Origin of the sequence: Serratia sp. NFX21 (genome assembly GCF_048517035.1) — a bacterium.
GTDB lineage: Bacteria > Pseudomonadota > Gammaproteobacteria > Enterobacterales > Enterobacteriaceae > Serratia > Serratia quinivorans.
The window spans coordinates 3,832,531-3,854,985 of sequence record NZ_CP183196.1; the positions used below are offsets into that span (position 1 = coordinate 3,832,531).

19 protein-coding genes are annotated in these 22,455 nt (G+C 55.1%); 6 read left to right on the plus strand and 13 right to left on the minus strand.

What is annotated here, in order from left to right; genetic code table 11:
* The first annotated feature begins 69 nt into the window (after window positions 1–69).
* Complete coding sequence (locus ACNT1W_RS17985) at window positions 70–1,260, plus strand: MFS transporter (protein WP_419245953.1); 1,191 nt, start codon at window positions 70–72, stop codon at window positions 1,258–1,260.
* Between the two features lie 162 nt (window positions 1,261–1,422).
* On the opposite strand, the gene ACNT1W_RS17990 is transcribed toward ACNT1W_RS17985, so the two are convergent.
* The 3 genes from ACNT1W_RS17990 to ACNT1W_RS18000 form a co-directional block, all read right to left on the minus strand.
* A complete protein-coding gene (locus ACNT1W_RS17990; protein ID WP_419245954.1) occupies window positions 1,423–4,512 on the minus strand; it encodes an efflux RND transporter permease subunit in 3,090 nt (1,029 codons plus the stop codon).
* Window positions 4,509–5,618: an efflux RND transporter periplasmic adaptor subunit gene (locus tag ACNT1W_RS17995; RefSeq protein WP_017893361.1), complete on the minus strand. Its 1,110-nt coding sequence runs from the start codon at window positions 5,616–5,618 to the stop codon at window positions 4,509–4,511. Before ACNT1W_RS17995 ends, ACNT1W_RS17990 begins: the two co-directional genes overlap by 4 nt.
* A 75-nt stretch (window positions 5,619–5,693) precedes the next feature.
* Window positions 5,694–6,308 carry a TetR/AcrR family transcriptional regulator gene (locus tag ACNT1W_RS18000; protein WP_012145859.1) on the minus strand — a complete coding sequence of 205 codons (615 nt, stop codon included), beginning with the start codon at window positions 6,306–6,308 and terminating at the stop codon, window positions 5,694–5,696.
* Window positions 6,309–6,822: 514 nt separating this feature from the next.
* On the opposite strand from ACNT1W_RS18000, the gene ACNT1W_RS18005 reads away from it, so the two are divergent.
* The 3 genes from ACNT1W_RS18005 to ACNT1W_RS18015 all read left to right on the plus strand — a co-directional run bounded on the left by ACNT1W_RS18005 (window position 6,823) and on the right by ACNT1W_RS18015 (window position 10,419).
* The gene (locus tag ACNT1W_RS18005; RefSeq protein ID WP_419245955.1) at window positions 6,823–9,261 is read left to right on the plus strand and encodes a penicillin acylase family protein; all 2,439 of its coding nucleotides are present in this window, start codon (window positions 6,823–6,825) and stop codon (window positions 9,259–9,261) included.
* 243 nt (window positions 9,262–9,504) lie between these two features.
* Window positions 9,505–9,801, plus strand: coding sequence for a hypothetical protein (locus ACNT1W_RS18010; protein ID WP_129939739.1), 297 nt, complete (start codon window positions 9,505–9,507; stop codon window positions 9,799–9,801).
* An 18-nt stretch (window positions 9,802–9,819) separates the two neighbouring features.
* Window positions 9,820–10,419 (plus strand): hypothetical protein, encoded by a 600-nt coding sequence (locus tag ACNT1W_RS18015; RefSeq protein ID WP_115184322.1) that lies wholly within the window; start codon window positions 9,820–9,822, stop codon window positions 10,417–10,419.
* Window positions 10,420–10,490: 71 nt separating this feature from the next.
* On the opposite strand, the gene ACNT1W_RS18020 is transcribed toward ACNT1W_RS18015, so the two are convergent.
* From ACNT1W_RS18020 to ACNT1W_RS18030, 3 genes are all read right to left on the minus strand, one after another.
* On the minus strand, window positions 10,491–10,778 hold the full coding sequence (locus tag ACNT1W_RS18020; RefSeq protein WP_017893365.1) for a DUF2623 family protein: 288 nt from the start codon (window positions 10,776–10,778) through the stop codon (window positions 10,491–10,493).
* 153 nt (window positions 10,779–10,931) lie between these two features.
* On the minus strand, window positions 10,932–11,519 hold the full coding sequence (locus ACNT1W_RS18025; RefSeq protein WP_112362496.1) for a nitroreductase family protein: 588 nt from the start codon (window positions 11,517–11,519) through the stop codon (window positions 10,932–10,934).
* Between the two features lie 87 nt (window positions 11,520–11,606).
* Window positions 11,607–12,488 carry a LysR substrate-binding domain-containing protein gene (locus ACNT1W_RS18030; RefSeq protein WP_115184321.1) on the minus strand — a complete coding sequence of 294 codons (882 nt, stop codon included), beginning with the start codon at window positions 12,486–12,488 and terminating at the stop codon, window positions 11,607–11,609.
* A gap of 121 nt (window positions 12,489–12,609) precedes the next feature.
* Here ACNT1W_RS18030 and ACNT1W_RS18035 point away from each other — a divergent pair, with 121 nt between their 5' ends.
* Together ACNT1W_RS18035 and ACNT1W_RS18040 are read left to right on the plus strand one after the other, a co-directional pair.
* Window positions 12,610–13,245: a flavodoxin family protein gene (locus tag ACNT1W_RS18035; protein WP_012145866.1), complete on the plus strand. Its 636-nt coding sequence runs from the start codon at window positions 12,610–12,612 to the stop codon at window positions 13,243–13,245.
* A 147-nt stretch (window positions 13,246–13,392) separates the two neighbouring features.
* Window positions 13,393–14,493 (plus strand): glycosyltransferase family 9 protein, encoded by a 1,101-nt coding sequence (locus ACNT1W_RS18040; RefSeq protein ID WP_129939738.1) that lies wholly within the window; start codon window positions 13,393–13,395, stop codon window positions 14,491–14,493.
* Here ACNT1W_RS18040 and ACNT1W_RS18045 read toward each other — a convergent pair.
* From ACNT1W_RS18045 to ACNT1W_RS18075, 7 genes are all read right to left on the minus strand, one after another.
* Window positions 14,479–15,645, minus strand: a complete 1,167-nt coding sequence (locus tag ACNT1W_RS18045) for an O-antigen ligase family protein (protein ID WP_419245956.1) — start codon at window positions 15,643–15,645, stop codon at window positions 14,479–14,481. The genes ACNT1W_RS18040 and ACNT1W_RS18045 overlap by 15 nt on opposite strands.
* Window positions 15,623–16,531 (minus strand): sugar glycosyltransferase, encoded by a 909-nt coding sequence (locus ACNT1W_RS18050; RefSeq protein ID WP_115184319.1) that lies wholly within the window; start codon window positions 16,529–16,531, stop codon window positions 15,623–15,625. Before ACNT1W_RS18050 ends, ACNT1W_RS18045 begins: the two co-directional genes overlap by 23 nt.
* Before the next feature lie 262 nt (window positions 16,532–16,793).
* Window positions 16,794–17,912, minus strand: coding sequence for an alkylhydroperoxidase domain protein (locus ACNT1W_RS18055; protein ID WP_419245957.1), 1,119 nt, complete (start codon window positions 17,910–17,912; stop codon window positions 16,794–16,796).
* A complete protein-coding gene (locus tag ACNT1W_RS18060; protein ID WP_419245958.1) occupies window positions 17,909–18,955 on the minus strand; it encodes a putative FMN-dependent luciferase-like monooxygenase in 1,047 nt (348 codons plus the stop codon). Before ACNT1W_RS18060 ends, ACNT1W_RS18055 begins: the two co-directional genes overlap by 4 nt.
* Window positions 18,945–20,618 carry a dipeptide ABC transporter ATP-binding protein gene (locus ACNT1W_RS18065; RefSeq protein ID WP_419245959.1) on the minus strand — a complete coding sequence of 558 codons (1,674 nt, stop codon included), beginning with the start codon at window positions 20,616–20,618 and terminating at the stop codon, window positions 18,945–18,947. Before ACNT1W_RS18065 ends, ACNT1W_RS18060 begins: the two co-directional genes overlap by 11 nt.
* Window positions 20,615–21,505: an ABC transporter permease gene (locus ACNT1W_RS18070; protein WP_419245960.1), complete on the minus strand. Its 891-nt coding sequence runs from the start codon at window positions 21,503–21,505 to the stop codon at window positions 20,615–20,617. The genes ACNT1W_RS18065 and ACNT1W_RS18070 overlap by 4 nt, the downstream gene beginning before the upstream one ends.
* Window positions 21,502–22,446: an ABC transporter permease gene (locus tag ACNT1W_RS18075; protein WP_017893376.1), complete on the minus strand. Its 945-nt coding sequence runs from the start codon at window positions 22,444–22,446 to the stop codon at window positions 21,502–21,504. Before ACNT1W_RS18075 ends, ACNT1W_RS18070 begins: the two co-directional genes overlap by 4 nt.
* Window positions 22,447–22,455: the final 9 nt, after the last annotated feature.

Below are 22,455 nucleotides of genomic sequence, written 5' to 3' on the forward strand. Positions count from 1 at the left end.
GCCAACGAGCACACTGTCGGGTAGCGCTCTGTAAAGGGCTGAGACAACTTCGATTTGAGGAATTTTTTGATGCATACGACGACTACATCGGCTTCAAGCAGGAACACGGAAACCCTGCCTATCGCGGCACTGCTTGCCCTAGCGATGGCAGCCTTTATCACGCTGTTGACCGAAATCATGCCGGCAGGATTGCTTTCCTCCATCGCGGGGGGCTTGAATGTATCCGAAAGTTTGGCCGGTCAGTTCATCACTGCCTACGCGGTGGGGGCACTGGTCGCTGCTATTCCAGTGACAACCCTTACGCAGGGTATGCGGCGGCGTCCTTTGCTGTTGGTGGCGATCTTTGGGTTTTCGCTTGTCAATCTCGTCACCGCGCTTTCCGATAGCTATAGCATCTCATTGGTAGCGCGCTTCTTTGCCGGTGTCTTCGGTGGCATTGTTTGGTCGCTGCTAGCCGGCTTTGCTGTACGCATCTCACCATCTCATCTCAGCGGGCGGGCGATTGCGATATCCGGCGCTGGCGCGACCATAGCTTTGGTGTTCGGCGTACCGCTCGGCGCGTTGCTTGGTCGAACCATTGGCTGGCAAGGTGCTTTTGGTCTGATGACTGTCCTGGCACTGGCGCTCATCGTATGGGTTATCGCCGTCGTTCCGGATTTTCCCGGTCAGACCAAGGAGCAGCGCCAGCCTCTTACAGGAGTCTTTCTAAAGACTGGCATTCGTGCCGTACTGTTTGTGGTCTTTACCTTCGTTGTCGCTCACAACATTCTCTATATCTACATTGAGCCCCTCCTCGAACCCTCGGGCTTGTCCGCGGATGTGGATATTGTTCTGTTCGTCTTCGGAATAGGCTCAATCATTGGCCTGTGGTTCGTCGGCTCAATGGTTGATCGCCGACTGCAACTCCTTGCTGTTGCAAGCATCGTGGTCTTCGCTCTTGCTTCCCTGCTACTTGCTTTTTGGGGGAGCCTTCCAAAGATGGTTTATTCTTCCGTCGTGATCTGGGGAATGGCCATGGGTGGATTTGCTACGATCACCCAAACGGCATTGTCTCGTTTTGCCGGTGAATCGGTCGATGTCGCGCAATCTATGTATACGACTGGTTGGAACACCGCCGTTGCCGCCGGCGGGATTGTGGGAGGTATTTTGCTGGATCGAACAGGCTTGGCGTCCTTTGCATGGGGTGTTATCGGACTTCTACTCCTCTCGTTGTTAGGCACGATTCTCGCAATGAACAGGGCGTTATCGCAAAAGGCCTAAAACACGATGTGAGGAAATGTTTGGGCGCACAGCCCCCTCTTATCCGGTTCCTTAATTTCTCAGTCGATACTGTAAAAACCACAGACCATTTCCCAATGACAATGATCTGTGGTGAGACTAAGTGACAAAAACGCGGTTCATTTTTTCTCGTCAGAAACAGACCTAGGCGGATGCAGGCCTTTCACTCTGCGGCTGATTGTCAGGCCGTATCCTGAACCAGATGGCATACATTGCCGGCAGAAAGACCAGCGTGATGATGGTGCCGCCAAAGGTTCCGCCAATCAGGGTATAGGCCAGCGTTCCCCAGAAAACCGAATGCGTCAGCGGGATAAACGCCAGGATGGCGGCCATTGCCGTGAGCAACACCGGCCTGGCTCGCTGCACCGTCGCCTCCACAACGGCATGGAATGGTGCCAGCCCTTCCTGTTCGTTGTGATGGATCTGCCCTATCAGGATCAGGGTGTTACGCATCAGGATCCCCGATAACGCGATTAATCCTACCAGCGCATTGATGCCAAACGGCTGGTTGAAGAGCAGCAGTGTTGGCACTACCCCAATCAGCCCCAGTGGCGCGGTGAGGAATACCATTACCATCGCCGACATCGACCGCACCTGCAGAATAATAATCAACAGCGTCATGGCAATCATGATAGGGAACAGCGGAGCCATAGCCTGGGTGGCTTTGCCGGATTCTTCAATCGAACCAGCCTGTTCAATGCGGTAACCCGTCGGAAGTTGATTGATGACCGGCTGCAACGCCTTGATGATTGCTGTGGAGACATCCGGCGGTTGCAGATTTTCGGCAATGTCCCCCCGCACGGTAATCGTCGGGGTGCGATCGCGACGACGCAGAACAGGATCTTCCATTTGCACTTCAACCTTGCCTATCTGAGATAGTGGAATGCGTTGGCCGGAAGAGCCCACTAAGGTAAAACCGGCTATTTTTGCCGGATCAAGCCGGATATCTCCCGCCGCGCGTCCCATGACCTGCACCGAACGGATATCTTCACGCACAAAGGTGATCGGAACCCCTGAAAGCAGGAATTGAAGCTGCTGGGCAACTGCGTTCGATGTCAACCCTACCGCCTGCAGGCGGTCCTGATTGAGCGTGAAATGCAGCGCCGGCACCCGCGGTCCCCAGTCGGTGTTGACGGTCCTCATCATCGGGCTGGCCTGCATCACCCTTTCTACCTCGTCTGCAATTTCGCGCAGTTTGGTGGGATCCGGCCCCATGACTCGGTAAGCCACCGGATAAGGTGAATACGGACCAAACACCAGTTGAGTCACGCGCACGCGCGCTTCAGGCGCCAGGCCGCTGGCCACTGCTTCACGCAGTCTGAATTTGAGCGCCTCACGCGCTTCCTGACTGTCCGTCAGCACGACAATCTTCGCAAACGACGGATCGGGCAGTTCTGGTGCCATGGCCAGATAAAAGCGCGGCGACCCCTGCCCGATATAGGCCGTAATGATTTTTGCCTCTTTCTGCTTTTTCAGCCAGGCTTCAATTTTCGCCGTTGTGGCGCTGGTCTGCTCAATGGCGGTGCCATAAGGCATCTGGACTTCAACCAATACCTCAGGCCGATCGGAAGTGGGGAAGAACTGTTTTTTTACCAGCCCCATACCGAGAATAGCGACAATAAAAACGGCAATAACGGTAGCGGCCACTATCCATTTTCGCGCGATAACGCGGGTTAGTACCCGGCGAAAACGGTTGTAATGGCGGGTGTCGTAAATCGCCGCATGTCCTCCCTCCACCGTTTTGATTTTCGGTAGCATTTTCACCCCCAGATAAGGCGTAAACACCACCGCCACGACCCAGGAAGCAATCAGGGCAATCCCCACAATCCAAAACATGTTGCTGGTGTACTCGCCGGCGGTGGATTGCGCGAAACCGTTGGGCATGAAACCGACTGCAGTGACCAGCGTGCCCGCCAGCATCGGAGCCGCCGTGTGGCTCCAGGCATAGGCCGAGGCTTTGATGCGGTCGTAGCCCTCTTCCATTTTTACCACCATCATTTCGATGGCGATGATGGCATCATCCACCAGCAACCCGAGCGCCAGGATCAGCGACCCCAGGGTAATGCGGTCAAAGTTTTTGCCGGAAGCCTCCATCACCACAAAAACGATAGCCAGCGTCAAGGGCACGGCAGCGGCGACCACCACGCCCACGCGCCATCCCATACTGACGAAGCACACCACCATGACCACCAGCAGCGCGACAAAGAACTTGATCATAAACTCGTCAACGGCGGAGCTGATGTTGACTGATTGATCGGTTATTTTCGTCAGGTTCATGCCGAGCGGCATGCTCTCATTAATTTTGGCGGTTTCCGCATCCAGCGCCTTCCCCAGATCCAGGCCGTTCCAGCCGTCACGCATAACGATCCCCAGCAGCAGCGCCGGTTCACTCTGGTTGCGGATCAAGAAGGTTGCAGGGTCTTCATAACCACGCTCAACCGTTGCCACGTCAGAAAGCTGTAGGGTTCTGCCCTGTACAACAATGGGCGTTTCGCGGATTTTCTCCAGTTCGTCGAAGGCACCGTCAAGGCGGATAAAGACCTGCGGCCCTTTGGTGTCAATCGAACCTGCGGGCGTCAGTACGTTCTGGCTGTTGAGGGCGGAGAAAATATCCTGTGGAGAAATGCCCAGCGTGGCCAGCCGGTCATGCGAGAACGAGACAAAGATGCGTTCGGCCTGTTCGCCGATGATATTGACCTTCTTGACCCCCGGCACATGTAAAAGACGCTGACGCAAAGATTCCGCATCACGCACCAGCAGTCGCTGTGGCTCCCCTTTCGCCTTCAGCGCAAAGAGGGCAAAGGTTACGTCGGAGAATTCATCATTGATCATCGGCCCTATCACGCCTGCCGGCAGGTTTTTAACCTCATCACCGAGCTTCTTGCGCGCCTGATAAAATTCTTCCTGCACCTGTGCGGGCGGTGTGCGGTCCTGCAGTGACAGCATGGTAAAGGCCAGACCGGGACGCGTGTAGGTCTCACTACGGTCATACCACTTCAGCTCCTGCATACGCTTTTCAAGCGGTTCGGCAACCTGATCCTGCATCTCCTGCGCGGTGGCACCCGGCCAGGCAGTAATAATCGTCATCTGCTTAACGGTAAAGGGGGGATCTTCAGCCCGCCCCAGTTCGAAAAACGAGAGAATACCCGCGACCGTGATCAGAATAATAAGGAACAGTGTGATCGAGCGCTCACGAACGGCAAGCGCTGAAAGATTGAATCGACCCGCGCTCATGGCCGGCTCCCGGCGATGCGGGTATCGCTCTGTTCAGCCAGACGTACCGCCTCACCGTCATGCAGCAGATGCGCCCCCAGTGCGACCACCTGTTCACCCGGCTTAAGGGTACCGGTCACCCTTGCAACATCGTCACCCAACCCCTGCAGTTGAACAGGCCGCCATGACACTTTGGCCGGCTTACCCGAAATCGCCCAGACACCCGGCCCTTTCCCCGGATCATAGATTGCCGCTAAAGGCACCTGCATCATCTGGCCCGGTAATTTTTCGTCAGTAATATGAAGCGTAACGGTGGATCCCAGAGGCGCGCTCGCCAGTGCCCCCTCCAGCACATATCTCGCCTCGAAGGTGCGCGTTACGGGATCGGCCGCATCGGAAAGGAGCCGCAGTTTCGCAGGGACTGACTGTTTATCGGTACCGTACAACGTTGCCTCGGCCTCGCTTCCGGTAGCCGGACGTAGTGTCTCAGGCAACTGCACGATGGCCTCGCGCTGCCCTGCTCTGGCCAGCCGGATGACCGCTTGCCCGGCACTGACAACCTGTCCGGGTTCAGCCAGCGTATCCATGACCACTCCGTCGGCGTCGGCCAGCAGCACGGCGTAGCCAGTCGCATTTTGTGCCACATTCGCCTGTGCCTGTGCAGCACTGAGTTCCGCTTTGGCCGTATCGGCTGCGGCCTTTATCTGACCGTAGGCCGATGCCGACACAGCCCCCGTAGTGACCAGACTGCGGTAACGCGCCTCGTCATCAGCAGCTTGTCTTGTACGGGCCCTTGCCGCCGCGACGGCCTGTTGCTGAGCCTGTGCCTGCAGGCTCAGGTCAACCGGATCCAGACGCATCAATGGCTGGCCGCGTTTAACGGTCTGGCCGGTATCGACCAGACGTTCAAGGATTTTGCCTTGTACTCTAAAACCGAGGTCACTTTGAGTTCGGGCTACGACAACGCCGGTAAATGCGCGGGAAGCATCGACAGCACTCACCACGGTCGCAGACCTTACCAGAGGAGGCTGAGTACGGGGATCTTCGGTGCTGGAAGAGTCACCGCAGGCCACAAGGGCAAGCGGCAACAGGCAAACAGCAAAGGTGGCAGGATTAAGCCTGAGCATGGGTTCCCTTAATTAATTTGGCAGGACAGTAACCGCATTCTCAGACTAGTGACCAATATTGTCAATAGTCACAACTCAGGGTGATAAACTCCTCAGTATCAGTGAGGACAGCAGCGCAGCAGCCGCCGATGCCGTTTCCAGATTGTATTGCAGTTGAACCGGATTGATGTAAGGCCGCATGACCAGATATATCGCATGCGCGGCCTCATCCAGCGGCGTTTTCCGTTCAAACTCTCCCGCCTGCCGCCCTTCTACAATGATGTGCTCAATCAGTTTTCTCAGACGCTCTTCATGGGCCTCTGCCGAAGGCCACTTATCCCGCGCCGCAACGGCAGCAATGTCATAAAGCTTGCGATCGTGAAAAAACAAATCACTGCCGGCTTCGGTCAGTGCTCTGAATAAACGCCGCAATTTTTCGGAGGCCGACGGTGCATCTGCAATCGCTGAATTGACAATCGCCATGATCATTGCCAGCCGATTGGCGCAGATAACCTCACCGATCGCCTGCTTGGAATCGAAAAACTTATAGATATAAGATTTTGAAAAACCTATTGATTTAGCCAGTTCCGATACGGTGGTTTTCTCATAACCAAAATGCCCGAAATGCTCTGTGGCAGCTTCGACGACCTGATCGCGGACGCTGTGATCCGAGGGTCCCCTGGGGGGATTTTCATTTATATGTTTAGTCATTTTTCCAGCTTAGCTCAATGAGCCCTGATTAACAACGAGTGACCATTTGGTAATTAGGTCACAGCTCGGAGTTGGCCCAGAGAATATCAAAGCTCCCCTTAACAAAACAGATGACGGGCCATATAGGGTTACAAGATACCTCATATGGCCGATATCACGGAAAGAAACCAAACCATCCCGCTTACCCTATTGCCACCTCAGTAGCTATGTTTAAGTCATGATTTACTCTTCAAGGTAAAAATTAAAATCAAGTATCCCTTCAACTCTCAATAACCCGCAGCCATCACAAAACCTCAGCATAAATCAGCGAATTAATAATGAGATTAATGGCCACCCCGATAAATAGAGCATTCCTTGAACAGTGATTTTGGACACACAAAACAACATTAAAGTTAAAATTATGTATCACTTTGTTGATTTTATGTAGCAAGCTAACTGAACTCTCACGGCAGGCTCGCCCTCCCTGAGCGAACAAACCACCGCCGCGATAACAGCGAGTTGACGAGGAAACTGCATGAAATTGTTATTTCAAACGCGTTCTGCTTTGCTACTGGCCCTTGGGTTGGGCTGCAACCTGGTGATAGCCCAAACTTTTGCCGCCGATGTGACGATAAAACGAGACACCTATGGTACCCCTCACATTTACGCCAATGACGTTTACGGACTGTTTTATGGCTATGGTTATGCCATCGCCCAGGACCGTCTATACCAGTTGGAAATGTCCCGGCGTAGTACTGAGGGGCGTGTCGCCGAAGTGTTGGGCAAAGACTATCTGTCGTTTGATATAGGCATTCGCCAACAGTATTCCCCTGCCAAAATAAAAGCTCAGTTGGCCGCGCTGCCCCAAAGCGATCGCGATATTCTCGATGGTTATGCCCAGGGCATTAATGCATGGCTGAAGAAAATCGATGCCAACCCGCAGCAATTGATGCCAAAACAGTTTATTGACCATAATTTTAAACCGGCTCCCTGGACGGACTTCGATGTAGCCATGGTGTTCATCGGGTCCATGGTCAACCGATTCGGAGACTACAACACCGAGTTGGAAAACCAGCAATTACTCGCCGGGCTGATAAAAAAGGATGGCGAGACGCAAGGCAAAGCGATATTTAACCTATTGCTTTCTCAAGACAACGCAGGCGCACCCACCACAGTCCCCAAGGGGGAATGGCAGCCTTCGGTACGCGATGGAGCCTACGTTTCTGCCCCGCCGGCGACAACCGCTCTGAACCATGCAACGCTCCCGACAGAGACCGCAACCAACGAACAAACGCCCCGCTGGAAGCCACCGAAGGAAAAAGCCTTCAGTAACATCATCGTCCTGGGCTCCCGTAAATCTGAAGGTGCCGAAAGCATTCTGTTAAACGGGCCTCAGTTCGGTTTCTATCAACCCGCTTACACCTATTCTGTTGGGTTACATGGCGCGGGTTATGACGCGGTGGGAAACAGTCCTTTCGGCTATCCGATGGTGGAGTTCGGCTACAACCGCGACATCAGTTGGGGAAGTACCTGGGGGGCTGGTGATAATGTCGACATATACCAGTTGAAATTGAACCCTAAAAACCCTGAAGAGTACTTCTATCAGGGGAAATACCGCCCTCTGGAAAAACGCATTGAGACCATCGCGGTGAAGGATGGCGAAACCCGGCATTTGACGGTGTACCGTAGCGTGCAAGGTGCCGTCATCGACTACAATCCCAGGCAGGGTCTGGCCTATGCCAAACGTCGTGGCTGGGAAGGCGAGGAAGTCGCCACTTTACTGGCCTGGAATAAAGTTGGCAAAGCGAAAAACCATCAACAATGGCTCGATCAGGTCCAACATTCCGCCATCAACGTCAACTGGTACTACGCCGATAAAAAAGGCAACATCGGTTATGCCTTGGGCGGACGTTATCCAATACGCCTTAAGGGGCACGATAACCGGCTACCTATGCCTGGCGACGGCAGCTCCGAATGGCAAGGTTTCATGCCCTTTTCCACCAATCCTCAGGTTTACAATCCCAAAACGGGTTACATCGCCAACTGGAACAACCGCCCGGCGGAAGGCTTCCCCAATCCGGACGAATGGTGGTACTCCTGGAATACCGCCGACCGTATCCAGTCGTTATTCACCCGTATTGATAGTCAGCCGCGCTTTACCCCCACGCAGTTATGGAATTTGCTGATGGATGCCGCATTCGAAGATCCTAACGCGCGCTTTTTTGTGCCCCGCCTGGTCAAGGTCGCCGGCAAAAGTGATAACCCGAAACTACGCGAAGCTGCCGCTATCCTCGGTAAATGGGACTATGAGGAGCGGGATCTGAATAACGATGGTTATTACGATACCCCGGCGACACCGATCTTCCGTGCCTGGCTGCAACATATGCTGACTCTGTCGCTGGGCGGAATATTGCCTGCGGAACAGGCCTCGTGGTTCCTTGATACCGGCTATATGACGCCGGGAGAGAGCACCACGGGCAGCCAGAATATTTCGGTGGGTACCAAAATTCTGTATCAGGGCATGACCGCCGGCAGCAAGAGCTCGGGCTTTGATATCTTCAAAGGCAGGGACGTCGATAGCCTGATGATGGAAGCACTGCGGCTCGCCGTTAACGATCTGAACAAATCACAAGGCGGGAAGATGTCTGCGTGGCAGACCAGGGTGTCAAACACCACTTATCAAACCAAAAACTTCCTGAATGTTCCGCAAGCAGGCTCAGACGAACACCTTCAGAATCGTCTTGCCATGAACCGCGGGACCGAAAATGACATGGTGGTCTTTACCCATGAAGGAGTTACCGGTGTCGAGGTGACACCTCCAGGCCAGTCCGGTTTTATTGCTCCAGACGGGAAACGCTCAAAACATTTTGACGATCAGCTGTCATTGTTCAGTGATTTGAAAAACAAACGTACATGGCTCAGCGACACTGATGTCCAGGCCAATTCGGTCTCCCAGGAAACCATCAGTTATTGACGCCAGATAGTGTTTGCAGCCCAGTTCATGTTTGAACTGGGCTGTTGTTGCCCGTCAAACTGAGTATGCAGGAAAATACCCGTTACATTAGTCTGCGAGGCATCCCGCCTTTTCATCTTTTTCTCCGGTTATTCACCCACATTGCTTGGCTGTCCTGCCTCTTCCCTCAGTACACTTGGCTGCGATGAAATTCTTCTAACGGCTTGCATGTACGCAAGTTATCGTACACAATAGGGAGGCAAGATGGGATTCAAGGACGTAAAACAACTCGCCATACGCTGTCTTCAGCAAGGGGCGTATGACCATGAGGTACGTGGCAATATCGATGTAAAAAACCTGTTCGCTACCGGCCAGGTTGATGAAAACTGGGTGATTGAACTTATCAGGAAAACGGGTGGAGATGCGTATCAGTGCTGCCCGCATCATCAAGATGCCACTACTGATGTCCACATTCTTCGCCCCTGGAGGTCAGGTTGCTATTGGTACGTGAAATTTTATTTCATAGAACCCGACATCATCTTTATCAGCGTGCATCAATAACTCAGCAAGGAGCTCACAATGAGGATTGTTAAAGAAGGCGATACGCGCAGCGTTCTGTGCCAAAACTGCGGCCGAACAATGGCAACTTATCGTTTACGTGATGTGGACTTCAGCGATCGCTGCGGCACAGTAAGAAATATTCTAGCGGCTGTCTGCAACCAGTGTAATGCGGTGGTCAGTGTCCCTGCCCAGTCCACGCCGCGCATTAAAAGCGAGTTTGAGCAGGCTAAATCAGCGCTGGAAGTGCGAGTTCCGGCGCACTATCTCGACATTCTGAACGTTGCCACGCAGAAAATAGATGATTCGCTGGATGAAAACTTTCATAAAACGCTGATCCTTTACTACCTCCATGCGCTCACCACCGGCCGCTATCGGCAGCAAGAACTGAAAACGCTGTTAGGCAGCGAGTTGGCGAATGCAAAATCATCGAAGCGCTTGTCGATGAAAGTCAGTCAAAAGCAACTGGCTGAATTAAATAGCATAATGGAACAACAGAGCCTGACACGGAATTCTGATGTGGTGAAAGCGGTGATCCTTAAAATTTACCAGGATCTGGTGCAGGAAAAAAACCTGGGGATTTTGCCGGAGCTACGCAATGTTGCCGCTGCCTTATCCTGAAACTTGCGTTCGCCCCAGCACTGAATATGGCCTGAGCCGTCAGGCCATAAGTAAGATAGTCAGGCCTGGTTTTACTGCTCGCGGTTATATCCGGCGCAGAAAAACTTTTCGGCCAGACGATTAGCGCCGCCAGAAAAGAACTCGCTCATCACTTCCCCATTGAGACTGTACGCCCGGCACAGCAAGCCTGCTTCGAATGCGGCCTGATTTTCGTCACCCAGGCTTTCCGCCAAATGGTGTGCATATCCCAGCACGAAGCCACGTTTGTAGTCACAACAAAACCGGGAAAGCTCCGAAGCCGGTCCGGCGTTCTGCGCGGCCAAACCGGCCATCAGCCCCTTGCCGAAGTGATTGTTCATGACATCCCCTCTTTCAACAATCGTTATATAGATAATTATATAACGATTGTTGCGCCACTGGACATACTCACAAAGTTTTACCTCGTTATGTTAGCGCATAAAAAAACCCGCAGAGCGAAACTCAGCGGGCCTGTAAGCCTTAAATCCGGATGATTACAGGGTAAAGTTCAGCCCTTCCACCACCGTCTGCTCCAGCGGCAAGCGCCCTGAAGGGATCTCTTTTTGCTGCAGAAACTCCGGCAGCAGGGATTTATCACCCGCTTTGCCGATCGCCACCATGCCATGTACCTGATAGTTGTCCGGCAGGTTTAACGCAGCCTTGATTTTGTCGTGATGAACACCGCCCATGCAGTGGGTCAGCCAACCTTTCAGATGCGCCTGCAGCGCCAGGTTGGCCCAGGCAGCCCCGGCATCAAAGGCATGGCTCGGGTTACTGACTTCCTTGTCACCGTTCAGACTGGTGGTTTTGGATATCACCACCACCAGCGCCGAAGCGTGCTGCGCCCAACCGCGGTTGAACTCAACCAGGAAATCCAGATAGCTGTCCCAACTGGAAGAGCCGTGCTTGCTGTAGGCAAAGCGCCACGGCTGAATGTTATAGGCCGAAGGTGACCAGCGCGCCGCTTCAAAGAAGCTCAGCAGGGTCTCATCGTCGATAGCATCATTTGCCAGCGCGCGCGGCGACCAACGTTCAATAAACTGTGCATCAATGGGGTAATCAGAAACTCTTGGCTGGCTCATGGACATCTCTCTCATGGGAAGGGAATAACAAAGTTATCTGATATTCCCATGCCTCACGCCAGAAGAATTTCTATTTTGTGCTGTGGTTCAGCGCAAGATCTCCTGTTGCAACCAGGCCAGGAACGCCCGTACCGGCGGGTGCCGTTCGCGCCCAGGCACGCAAAGTGCGCTATAAGCCGCACCCGGTACGCAAATTTCCGGCCGATAGGATGCCAGCAACCCGTTACGCACCAGATCCGACACCATCACCGAACTGGCCAGTACCAGCCCCTGCCCGGCCACCGCTGCCTGCAAAGCATAATGCTCTTCGTCATAAGCCCGCAACGCGGTATGCCGTTGCCACCAGTCGACACCCGCAGCCTGGCACCACTCGCGCCAGCCGGTTTCATAAAGAGTGGAGTCATGCCAGTGAACGGTGATCAGCGTGGGCGCTTGTTGCTCAGTTGCACACAAATCCGGGGCGCCGTAAACGCCAAAGCTCTCTTCCAACCGCGCTGCCCGATGCAACTGCGGATAGTCAGTGCGGCTGTAGCGAATGGCAATGTCCACGCTGGCGTCCTGCTGCAGATCAATCACCTCACCGCAGGCCTCCAGGCGTACCAGGTAGTGCGGATAAGCTTGATAAAAGCGCCCCAGGCGCGGGACCAGCCACAATGCAGCGAAAGAATGGGTGACGGAAACACACAGTGAGCCGGTACTGGGAACCGGTCGTAGCGCATCCAGCGTGGTTGCCACATCGAGCAAAGCGGTATGCACCCCAGCGAACAAACGCTCGCCCTTCTGCGTTAACCGCACACCGCGCGGCACCCGATCGAACAAGGCAAAACCCAGTTGCTGCTCAAGCGCCTTGATCTGATGCGATACCGCCGTCGGGGTTACAGCCAGCTCCAGTGCAGCCTGTTTAAAACTGCGCAGGCGGGCGGCGGATTCAAAGGTGCGCAATGCAGTAACCGGAAGCGTGGCAAACATGATTAAATCCCATACAGATGAATTTAACTCATCCTGAAAGAATAGCCGTCATTTGTCACTGACTCTTTGTGCACCGTAAATTGGCAATCGTATACCCATGACCAATAAAACGGAGAGTGACATGAATTCATCTCAACAACCCAAGCGCCTTATCGTCCTGGTCGGAAGCCCACGGCGTGACGGCAACAGTGCAGCATTGGCACAGGCCGTGATGGCAGGAGCCGCCGAAGCCGGCACCGAAGCCAGTCTGCATTTTTTGGATGATTACATCAGCGGTTTTCTGACGGATGAACGTCATGCCGTGCCACCAGCCGATCGCTATGGCGAACTGTTTCTGGAGCATTTCTTGCCGGCGGATGCGGCGGTATTTTGTACCCCGCTCTACTGGTACGGCATGTCGGCGCAAACCAAAGCCTTTTTCGATCGCTCTTTCAGCTATTACTCCAACGCCTACCCTGATGCCGAACAGGTACATCAGCGTATGAGTGGCAAACGCATCGGGCTGACGGTAGCCTCGGAGGAAACCTACCCCGGAGGAGCTATGGGGATCGTGCATCAAATTCAGGAATTCAGCCGTTACTCGCATTGCGAGTTCGTCGGGATGGTTCAGGGTGCGGGCAACAATCGGGGTGAAGTCAGCCGTGATCCGCGTAATCCGCTACAGGCCGCCCGCGATCTGGGCCGCGAAATTTTCACGCGTCACTATTCTGATTACCGGATGGATACGCCACGTAGCCCACAGGTTTGGCAAGATTGACTCAATACGTGGGGCACGTCTGCTGCCCCTTTATCAAGGTTGCGCAAGCATATGTAGCAAACTATTGCCGACCATTGGCCCACCAGGACAAACATCATATGATGCAGATGCCAGACCGGCGCGCCAATTAACTCGAAGTGAAACAAGATGTCGAAACAGTGGAAAATAACAGCGGCAAACGCCTGTCTTAAGATGTACACCCGCTTGGGCGGCAACTTCCAGCAGAAAGCCAGTTTCAAGCCGGAACTGGCCTTTGAGCGTATCGTTATTTTTTCTACCACTGCCCTTGGCGACCTGATGTTTAATACGCCGGCCATCCGCGCGGTGCGCGAACGCTACCCAACGGCCAGTATCACCCTGATTTCCAGCCATAAAAATAAACAGCTGGTCGCGACCAGCCGTTACTTTAATGCCGTCATTTATTGGGATCATAAAGCCAAAGACATGCTCAGCGTTATTCACCAGTTGCGTAAATATAAGCCGCAACTGGCGATCATCCTGCACTCCAAATCCCCTTACGACGTGATTGTCGCCATTACTGCCGGTTGCCAATATGTGTTCAAGGACGCCTATGGCAACAAGGCCACCGGCATGGAACCCTGGTTGAGCGGCGTGAGCCAAAGTACCGGCGGCCATTTAATTCAGCGTAAGCTGGATTTAGTGGCACAGTTGGGTTGCAACACCGATAACAGCGAAATGTTTATTCCCGTTGAGTTTGCAACGATGAATAAAAACGCGGATAAAATCCCGATCGGTTTTCAAATGGGGGCTTCTGAAACGCTGCGTTGCTGGCCCGTCGGTCAGTTTATTCGCCTGGCAAAACTGCTGCTGGCGCAGTCGCCGCACCATCAAATCGAATTAATCGGCTCGCCGAAAGAGCTGTCCATAGAACGAGAATTTATCGCGGGGCTGACAGAGGCCGAACGGCAACGCGTGGTCAGTCATATCGGCAAAACCACCCTGCCGCAACTGCTGGCGGTGATGTCGAACCTGCAGGTATTGGTCACTGGCGACACCGGCCCTTTGCATCTGGCCATTGCCCTGAAAACCCCGACCATCAGCCTGTTTGTCACCGCCAATCCGCAGCACACCGGCCCTTATCAAAATCGCGAACTGCATCAGGTAATGAACGTGTCGGTTGATGCACAAACGCTCACTACGGCTCAACGCCGCCAACCCCTCAGCATCATCACTGAAAGTCAGGTGTTTGAAAAAGTGACGATCGCGTTGGCACTAACGCGCATTTGAGGTGGGTTGGGCGAACACCACAGCCAAGGGGAACCAAAACAGGTACCAAAATTCGGCCGGATTCGCGATAACAAACATGCCCTGTGAGCAGTAGAAGATCAGCATAAACAGGTATAACGCAGCCTCCAGACGTCGCCCTGCCTTAAGGTGAACCACGGCAAGCCGCGCGCCAAACGTCAGCAACGCGATGAACAGGCAAAAGCCCACCAACCCGCCTTTGAGCAACGCGCCCAGATACAGGCTGTGAGTCGTATGAATCAACTCGCCGGTATAGTTGGTAAAAGTCAGCTCCCTATCAAACCCATAGCCAAAAAACGGCGCCTGCTCTACCAACGCCAGGCTGTGTCGCCAAATGCTCATCCGCACAAAGCTCTGCTGATACAACTCGGCAAAGCGCGTTATCAGCATTTCACCAATGGACGACCATAGCACCATGCCTACAGTAAATATCATCATCGCCACAATGAGCATTGCCGACTTTTTATTCAGCGCTCGGTAATGCGTGGTTAACACCAGCGCCACCATTAAGGCAATCAAAGGCCCGCGGCTTTGTGTCAGCACCATAAAGGCAAAAAGCAACGGGATCGTCAGCAGGACCTTTTTTTGTTGGGTTTCACGGAAAACCATCAGGCTTAAAATAATGCCCAATGCAGCATAACCGGCAAGATCGATCACGTTGCGCGGGCCGGGATTGGCGTCAGACGTTTCTCTGAGGGTATAAATTTCGTGGTAATCCCTCCATGTCAGATACAGACAAAGCAAAGTGATACCGGCAATCACGGCGCAAAGTAACAGATTGCGGCGAGGGCTATCCAACACCGAGACCAACAGGCCGAGATAAATCAGAATATAGACGCTGTGCGTCAGGGCAGACAGCGCATCTTCCGGCGTGCCTCCCCAGAAATTACTGGCGGAGTAGTACGCCAAAAAATACGCTGCCAAGGCTATACCGATGAGTGCAGCACGCCTGCCAAGCCAGGCCTGACGGAATTCCGGTCGGGTGGCCAGCGTCAGCAGGAAAAAAATCGCCGAGATATGGAATAAATTATTCACCCGGGTGTGGCCGCAATAAATGGCGCTAAAAAATGAAAAGGCAAAAAAAGCGTAAACAGCGATCAGGTTGGTGGCATCAGTTTTCTTTGAAAAAATCACTGCAATCAACCTTTTCAAAAATGCGGGTGTCTATGGCGCTCGCCAATGAAAAATTCTTTATAGCGATATTGTTGATTTTCATTCTTTCACTCGCATGGCTAAAAGCCGGAATGATCAGGTCATCCACTTTCTCAGGCAAAAGTGTCGGCAATTTATTCTCTGGCGTTTCATAAAAGCGCGGTAAATGGAAATTGTTCATATCCAGCCCGGCAATGAAAAGTTGTTTAAACCCCAGGAAGGAAATGATCTGCAAGGCCCAATAAACTACCGTCCCCGCATCGAAGATGCCATGCCGAATATCATGGCTAAAGGCGATGGATTTACAGACAGAAGAAAAATGAACGTTGCCGTCGTGGCGGTAATGATCCCAGAGTGCCGACGGACTTATTTTTGGGCGATAGATTTTGAAGGTCGCATCTTCGATTACGGCGAACTGGCACTTCACGCCAGCCAGCGAGAACCTGTCAATTATTTTCGCCACGCCGTGGACCGTGGTGAACAGGATTAAACCCGTTGCCAGAATGATCTCTTTTATAATATCCGGTCGTTGATCGATAAATCCCATATCGACAATAACATAAAAGCGAAAACTCACCTTCGAGCTTAAGTAATAAGCACCATTGACCCCGAGAGCCGGCATTTCAGGAATATCGCCAAAGCAAATGGTGTTCACCGATGGCCCAGTCGCCGTCAACAGTATCGGTCCCTGGCAACTGTCTTTCAGCGCTGACAACGTCACTGTAGGAATAAGCTGTTTTTTATAATGGAATACGGCAATCTCTCCACTGGCTGCACGTTCTATTTTTACATAGGGCCAGAGATTTTCATTATGCCTGTAAGGGCGAGAATGAGAATAACGATATATCTGCTTAAAAAAACTTCCCATCGAGCCAATTTCCCATCAAAAAATGCATCCACGCCAACAAAAATTTATCTGATATAAATTAAATTCATTGATGGAATCAGTATCGGAGCATTCATGACGGCGAGCAATTTATGCAGTTTGAATTCTTCGTTATAATTTCGAAAAGAGTTATGTCGCTTTGTTAATAACGTTAAAGATATGCCTGAAAAGGTAATTATTATCTTAAATTGCTTAGGGGCGAAAACTTTCGCCCCGGTTTATATAGCGGTGGTTGGCAGCAGGCTTATTGGTCGTCGAAGGGTTCACCCAGGGTCAGCATCAGCCGATTTGCCCAGGCAAAGAACGCCGTCGACTGCACCAGGTCCAGCAGCGCCAGCTCGTCGAGGCCCTGCGCACGCAGCGCTACCAGATGATCGGCATTAGCCTGCGGCGGCGTGGCGGACAACGCCGCGGCAAAATCGATCTGTGCGCGCCACGCTTCCCCTTGCCCCTCACTCAATACACCGCCCGGAGCCACGTCCAGCAGGCGCTGCACCTCGTCCGTTTTCTTGGACAACTGCGCCGCCTTGCGTGCATGTACAGAGGCACAATAGATACAACCGTTCACCTTGCTGGCGACCGTCGCCGCCAGTTCGCGATCCTTACGTTCCAACCCGCCCGGAGTATAGAAAATGGCTCGGTCCGCCAGCGTTCGCTGTTCCAGTACCGGATGGTTACGTGCCAACAGGCGAAAATAATCCGAGTCGCTATGCCCGAAACGCGTTAACAACGCCTGACCTGATGCATCAAACTCCGCCAGCGGTTTGGCGGCGATCCACGGTTCCCAACCCAACTCCTGACGGGTGAACTTTGGCGGAGCATGGCGGCCGCTCAGGGTAGCGGACTCGGTACGCCAACTGCCGGCTCTGACGGATGAGGCACTGCCACTTTCGACCGGCTTGCCACCCAGCAGCCGATAGCCCGTCAGCAAACGGCTTTGGAAGCTGACAAAAGCGATCAGTTGCGACAGGGTGACAATATCATCCAGTGACCAACCGGCCTGCTGCAATGCCTGCAAATGCTGCGCGTCAGCACTGGCGGGTTTGAACGCCAGCCGTTCGGCATGATCCAGCGCCGCCTGCAAACGCGGACTATCCTCTGCGCCGCCCTGCTGTTGCAGCAACGCCGCATAATGGGCCGCCAGGGGTTTGTCCGCATGCCATTCGCTGATGCGCTGCGCTGTCTGCAGCCGCTGCGCTATCGGAAAATCGCCGGCATCGGCGGGTGCGAACAACGCCAGATAGCTGGCCTGAATCGCATCCGTCGCCGCCTGCCGCGTCACTCTAGCCTGCGCCAATGCGGAATCGGGTGCGATCTCTGCCAGCACGGCCAGCAGGTCGTCATTATTCAATGTTGCAGTCATACCTTTTCCTCAGCGTGATATTCGTAGGAGTTCGAAACAGGAGTGCGACGTTGCCAACCCAGTTCTGGGGCAACATGGCGGGCAATCAGCTCAATAGAACGCAGAATGTGGGCATGCGGCGGATCGATGGAATGCACCTGGAAGGCCAAGTCGGTCACGCGCGCCAACGCGCTGTCTTTCTGCAACGAAGCAATCACCTGATCCGGAGTGCCAAGATGCACATCAAAGGCGCGGATCAGCCCATCGAGCGATTCGTCAGCCGGTCGGTGGCCGCTGGCACGCAGACGTTCAAGCCCCCGGCCCAGCCCCTGTGCGGCAAAATCCCGCGCCTGTTGGCTATTATCGGTCACTAATGCAGTACGTGAGCCCATAATGCGCGGCGCGATGCCAGGCGGCAGCGCCGCCAGATAGGCATCAATAATCGGGTTCTGCAATTCGTCCAGCGGCAGATCTGGCGCATCCGTCGGGCGCGGTTGCGTGCGCGACAGCATTAAACCATCACCGGCCCGCCCCGCGCGTTCGCCCCCCTCGACAGAAAAGGTCGCCTGCCACACCCGCTCTGCCAACTGTGGCGCTGCCGGGTACAACCGGTTATCTTCGCCACCCAATGCCTCACCGCGCCAGGCGCGCAGCAAGGTACTGAAGTTGTCGGCAAACACCGCATGGCGCTGTTGGGCATCCAAACCGAAGGCGCCAAACGCAGACGGTGTCCCCCCGGCGGCAATCCCTACCTCCAGCCTGCCGTCGGATAGCAGATCCAGCACCGCGGTATCCTCCGCCACCCGAATGGCCGACTCCATCGGCAGCGTGATCACCCCGGTGCCCAGCCGGATATGACGAGTTCGTGCCGCCACCTGCGCCAGGAACACCAATGGTGAGGGCAAACCGCCTTCATCTTCATGAAAATGGTGCTGCGCCACCCAGGCACTATCAAACCCGGCCCGCTCGGCATGCAGGATTTGCTCTGTCGCCAACCGGTAGCGCTGTTGCGCGCTGCCCTGATCCAACAGGCGGGTGAAAAACCCCAGTCTTTTACTGCTCATAGAATACGTCCTCACTCTTGGGCTGTTCGGCATAAAACTGACGGCCGGGAATGGCCTCAATCAACTGACGGGTGTAATCGCTGCCCGGCATGGCGAACAGCTCGCCGGTCGCGCCGCTGTCCACCTGTATCCCCCGGTGCAATACCGAAACGCTGTGTGAAATCTGCCGCACCGTGGCCAGATCGTGTGAGATAAACAAATAGGTCAGCCCCAGTTCCTGCTGCAAATCCTGCAACAGCCGCAGGATCTGCGCCTGCACCGTAACATCCAATGCCGAGGTCGCTTCGTCCAGCACCAGCACCCGGGGTTGCAGCACCAGTGCCCGGGCAATCGCTACCCGTTGGCGCTGGCCGCCAGACAGTTCGCGGGGTTTACGGCTCAGCAGCTCGTCCGGCAGCGCCACACGCTCAAACAGCTCACGTACCCGGCGATAGCGCTCGGCTTTGCCCAGCGGCTCAAAGTTCAGCAACGGCTCTTCAATCACCTGATACAGCGTCTGCGACGGGTCAAGCGAGCCGAACGGGTTCTGGTACACCAACTGAATACGGCGACGGAACTGCCGCAGCGCCTCGCCCTTCAACTGAGTGAAGTCGACGCCGTCGATGATGATTTGTCCGGCATCCGGCCGTTGGAAACCGAGCAGGCAGCGCGCCAAAGTGGTCTTGCCGGAACCAGACTCCCCCACCAGCGCATGGGTGGTGCCGCGCGGCACGCTGAACGACACCTGATCCAGCGCGCGGTAAGTTTTTCCCCCGACACCAGCCAGGCGGAAATCTTTCACCAGCCCATTCACCTGGATCGCCAACTCTTGCAAGCCCTCGCTAGGTTTTGGCACGGCGACACGGGTCAACGATGGCACGTCGGCAAACAGCCGACGGGTGTAGTCGCTGGTAGGTGCACGCAGCACTTCGGCGGTCACGCCCTGCTCCTGCACCCGACCATGGCGAAACACCAGCAGCCGGTCGGCACGCTCTGCCGCCACCGCCAGATCGTGGGTCACCAGCAGCACCGCGGTACCAAATTCCTGCCGCAACTCGTCGATCAGATCGAGAATGCGCTTTTGCACCGTGACATCCAGCGCGCTGGTCGGCTCATCGGCGATAATCAGCGCCGGTTGCAGCGCGATAGCAATAGCGATCAATACCCGTTGTTTCATGCCACCGGAAAGCTCATGTGGATACTGACGAGCCCGCAGCTCCGGGTGCGTCAGACCTACACGGGTCAACAGGGCCACCACCCGCTGTTGCACCTGCTTACGCGGTAACCTGTGATGAATATTGAGGATCTCCGCCACCTGTTCGCCAATGGTTTTCACCGGATTGAGCGAGCTGGACGGATCTTGTGGGATCAAACTGATTTGCGCGCCGCGCACCGCGTCCAGCCGTCGGGACGACCAGCGGCTGATATCGGTGCCGTTGAGACGGATGGCGCCCTGCTCCAGACGGCCGTTTTCCGTCAGCAGGCCAATGATCGCCTGCGCGGTAGTGGTTTTGCCCGAACCGGACTCCCCGACCAGCGCCACCACTTCCCCCGGTTGAATGGTGAAGGACACCTGATGCACCACCCGTTGGCTGCCGGTTGCCCCCTGATAGGCTATCGACACCTGCTCCAGCTCCAGCACCGGCGTGGCCGCCGCCCGTTGTAATGCCGTCTGAATACTCATGGTTGCCCTCTCCCCAGCGCACGGCTAATGCGATTGGCCGCCAGCACCACCGCCACTACCGCCAACCCCGGAAAAGTGGTCAACCACCAGGCGGTGGAAATATAGTTGCGCCCTTCGGCAATCAACAGCCCCCACTCCGGCGTCGGCGGCGGAGTGCCATAGCCCAGAAAACTCAGGGTAGCGATCGCCAAAATAGCGCTGCCGAACTGCAGCGCCGAGAAGGCGACCACCGACGTCAGAGAGTTCGGCAGGATGTGCCGCCACAGCACCGCCCAGAAGGTGCCGCCGCTGCCATAGGCCGCCTCGACGTAATCACTGTGGCGCACCCGCACCACCTCGGCACGCGCCAGGCGGGCAAAGTTGGCAACCGAGGTAATACCGACGGCGATGGCGGCGTTAACCGTGCCAAATCCCAGTAAAATAATGATGCTCAGCGACAGCAGCAGGCCGGGGATCGACAGCAAGACGTCGACAAAGCGCATCACCGCCTCGTCCGCAATGCCCCCCACCGCACCGGCAATCAGCCCCAGTGCCGTGCCCAGCAGCAAACCCAATGCGACCGCCACCAGCGCCGCAGACAGCGTTTGCGAGGCGCCATAAACGATGCGTGCGTACAGGTCGCGACCCAGTTGATCGGTACCCAGCCAGTGTGCGCCACCCGGTGCCAGGCGCTGCGCCCCGGCGATGCCTTCAGTGCCGCTGTAAGCGGTGAATAACTGAGGGGCCAGCGCCCATAGCACCGCGATGGAGATCACTGCCCAGGCCAGCAGCAACGTCAGCGGCACGCGTCGACGACGTGAACGGCTGGTCGGTAACGTGCCTTCACTTTCCACGCCCCCCAGGTCACGCTCAGGCACGACAGTTTTTTCAAAGGAAATACTGCTCATACGGCGGCTCCTGTATGGGTTTTCAGCCGTGGATCCAACAGTGGGAACAGCAGATCGACCAGCAGGTTGAGAGTGACGAAAGCGGCGGCGGAAATGACGACTATCGCCTGCAACACCGCCACATCCTGGTTCAGCACCGCCTGTAAGGTGAGTTGTCCCAGCCCGCTACGGCCAAATACGGTTTCGGTAATCAACGCCCCGGCGATCAACTCACCCAGCAGAATGCCGGCGATGGTCAGCGCAGGCAGCATGGCGTTACGCGCCACATGCCGCCACAGCACCCCGCTACGGCTGGCACCTTTAGCCCGAGCTACGGCAACAAACGGCTGAGTCTGCACCTGATCAATGCTGCGGATCAGGATCTGCGCCAAGGGGGCGGAGATCGGTACCGCCAGCGTCACAATCGGCAAGATCAGCCCCTGCCATTCACCCGGGTTGATCACCGGGATCAGCTTGAGCTGGAACGAAAACACCTGAATAAGCACAATCCCCAGCCAGAAGGTCGGCACCGAGACAAACAATGACGGCAGCGACTGCAGCGCCGCTCTCAGCCAGCCAAAACCGGTCAGGTTGGAGATAAAGGCAATTGCCAATGCCAGAAGCAGCGCCAGCGTGAAGCCCAGCACTGCCAGTTGCAGCGTGGCGGGCAGGTTGGTGGCCAACAGTTCGGTGACCGGCACCCCGGCCTGAATGGAATACCCCAGATCCCCACGCAGCACGTTACCCAACGCATGCAGATACTGCTGCCACAGCGACACATCAGCGCCATAGGCTGCGCGCATATCGGCGATCTGCGCCGGGCTTAGCCCCATGTCCGGGTTCTGGAACTTAATCAGGATCGCATCGCCGGGCAGCACCTGCAGCAGAAGAAACGACAGGCTAAAGGTCGCCCACAGCACCAGCAGCGCCTGCCCGATGCGCCGCGCCAGATATCGGCTCATCATCGCCTC

Coding starts and splice junctions, on each gene's coding strand:
- ACNT1W_RS18035 (WP_012145866.1), top strand. CDS start 12,610: ATGAATTCATCTCAACAACCCAAGCGCCTTATCGTCCTGGTCGGAAGC.
- ACNT1W_RS18020 (WP_017893365.1), bottom strand. CDS start 10,778: ATGAACAATCACTTCGGCAAGGGGCTGATGGCCGGTTTGGCCGCGCAG.
- ACNT1W_RS18065 (WP_419245959.1), bottom strand. CDS start 20,618: ATGAGTATTCAGACGGCATTACAACGGGCGGCGGCCACGCCGGTGCTG.
- ACNT1W_RS18000 (WP_012145859.1), bottom strand. CDS start 6,308: ATGACTAAACATATAAATGAAAATCCCCCCAGGGGACCCTCGGATCAC.
- ACNT1W_RS18025 (WP_112362496.1), bottom strand. CDS start 11,519: ATGAGCCAGCCAAGAGTTTCTGATTACCCCATTGATGCACAGTTTATT.
- ACNT1W_RS18060 (WP_419245958.1), bottom strand. CDS start 18,955: ATGAGCAGTAAAAGACTGGGGTTTTTCACCCGCCTGTTGGATCAGGGC.
- ACNT1W_RS18070 (WP_419245960.1), bottom strand. CDS start 21,505: ATGAGCAGTATTTCCTTTGAAAAAACTGTCGTGCCTGAGCGTGACCTG.
- ACNT1W_RS18055 (WP_419245957.1), bottom strand. CDS start 17,912: ATGACTGCAACATTGAATAATGACGACCTGCTGGCCGTGCTGGCAGAG.
- ACNT1W_RS18015 (WP_115184322.1), top strand. CDS start 9,820: ATGAGGATTGTTAAAGAAGGCGATACGCGCAGCGTTCTGTGCCAAAAC.
- ACNT1W_RS18075 (WP_017893376.1), bottom strand. CDS start 22,446: ATGAGCCGATATCTGGCGCGGCGCATCGGGCAGGCGCTGCTGGTGCTG.
- ACNT1W_RS17985 (WP_419245953.1), top strand. CDS start 70: ATGCATACGACGACTACATCGGCTTCAAGCAGGAACACGGAAACCCTG.
- ACNT1W_RS18040 (WP_129939738.1), top strand. CDS start 13,393: ATGTCGAAACAGTGGAAAATAACAGCGGCAAACGCCTGTCTTAAGATG.
- ACNT1W_RS18010 (WP_129939739.1), top strand. CDS start 9,505: ATGGGATTCAAGGACGTAAAACAACTCGCCATACGCTGTCTTCAGCAA.
- ACNT1W_RS17995 (WP_017893361.1), bottom strand. CDS start 5,618: ATGCTCAGGCTTAATCCTGCCACCTTTGCTGTTTGCCTGTTGCCGCTT.
- ACNT1W_RS18050 (WP_115184319.1), bottom strand. CDS start 16,531: ATGGGAAGTTTTTTTAAGCAGATATATCGTTATTCTCATTCTCGCCCT.
- ACNT1W_RS17990 (WP_419245954.1), bottom strand. CDS start 4,512: ATGAGCGCGGGTCGATTCAATCTTTCAGCGCTTGCCGTTCGTGAGCGC.
- ACNT1W_RS18005 (WP_419245955.1), top strand. CDS start 6,823: ATGAAATTGTTATTTCAAACGCGTTCTGCTTTGCTACTGGCCCTTGGG.
- ACNT1W_RS18030 (WP_115184321.1), bottom strand. CDS start 12,488: ATGTTTGCCACGCTTCCGGTTACTGCATTGCGCACCTTTGAATCCGCC.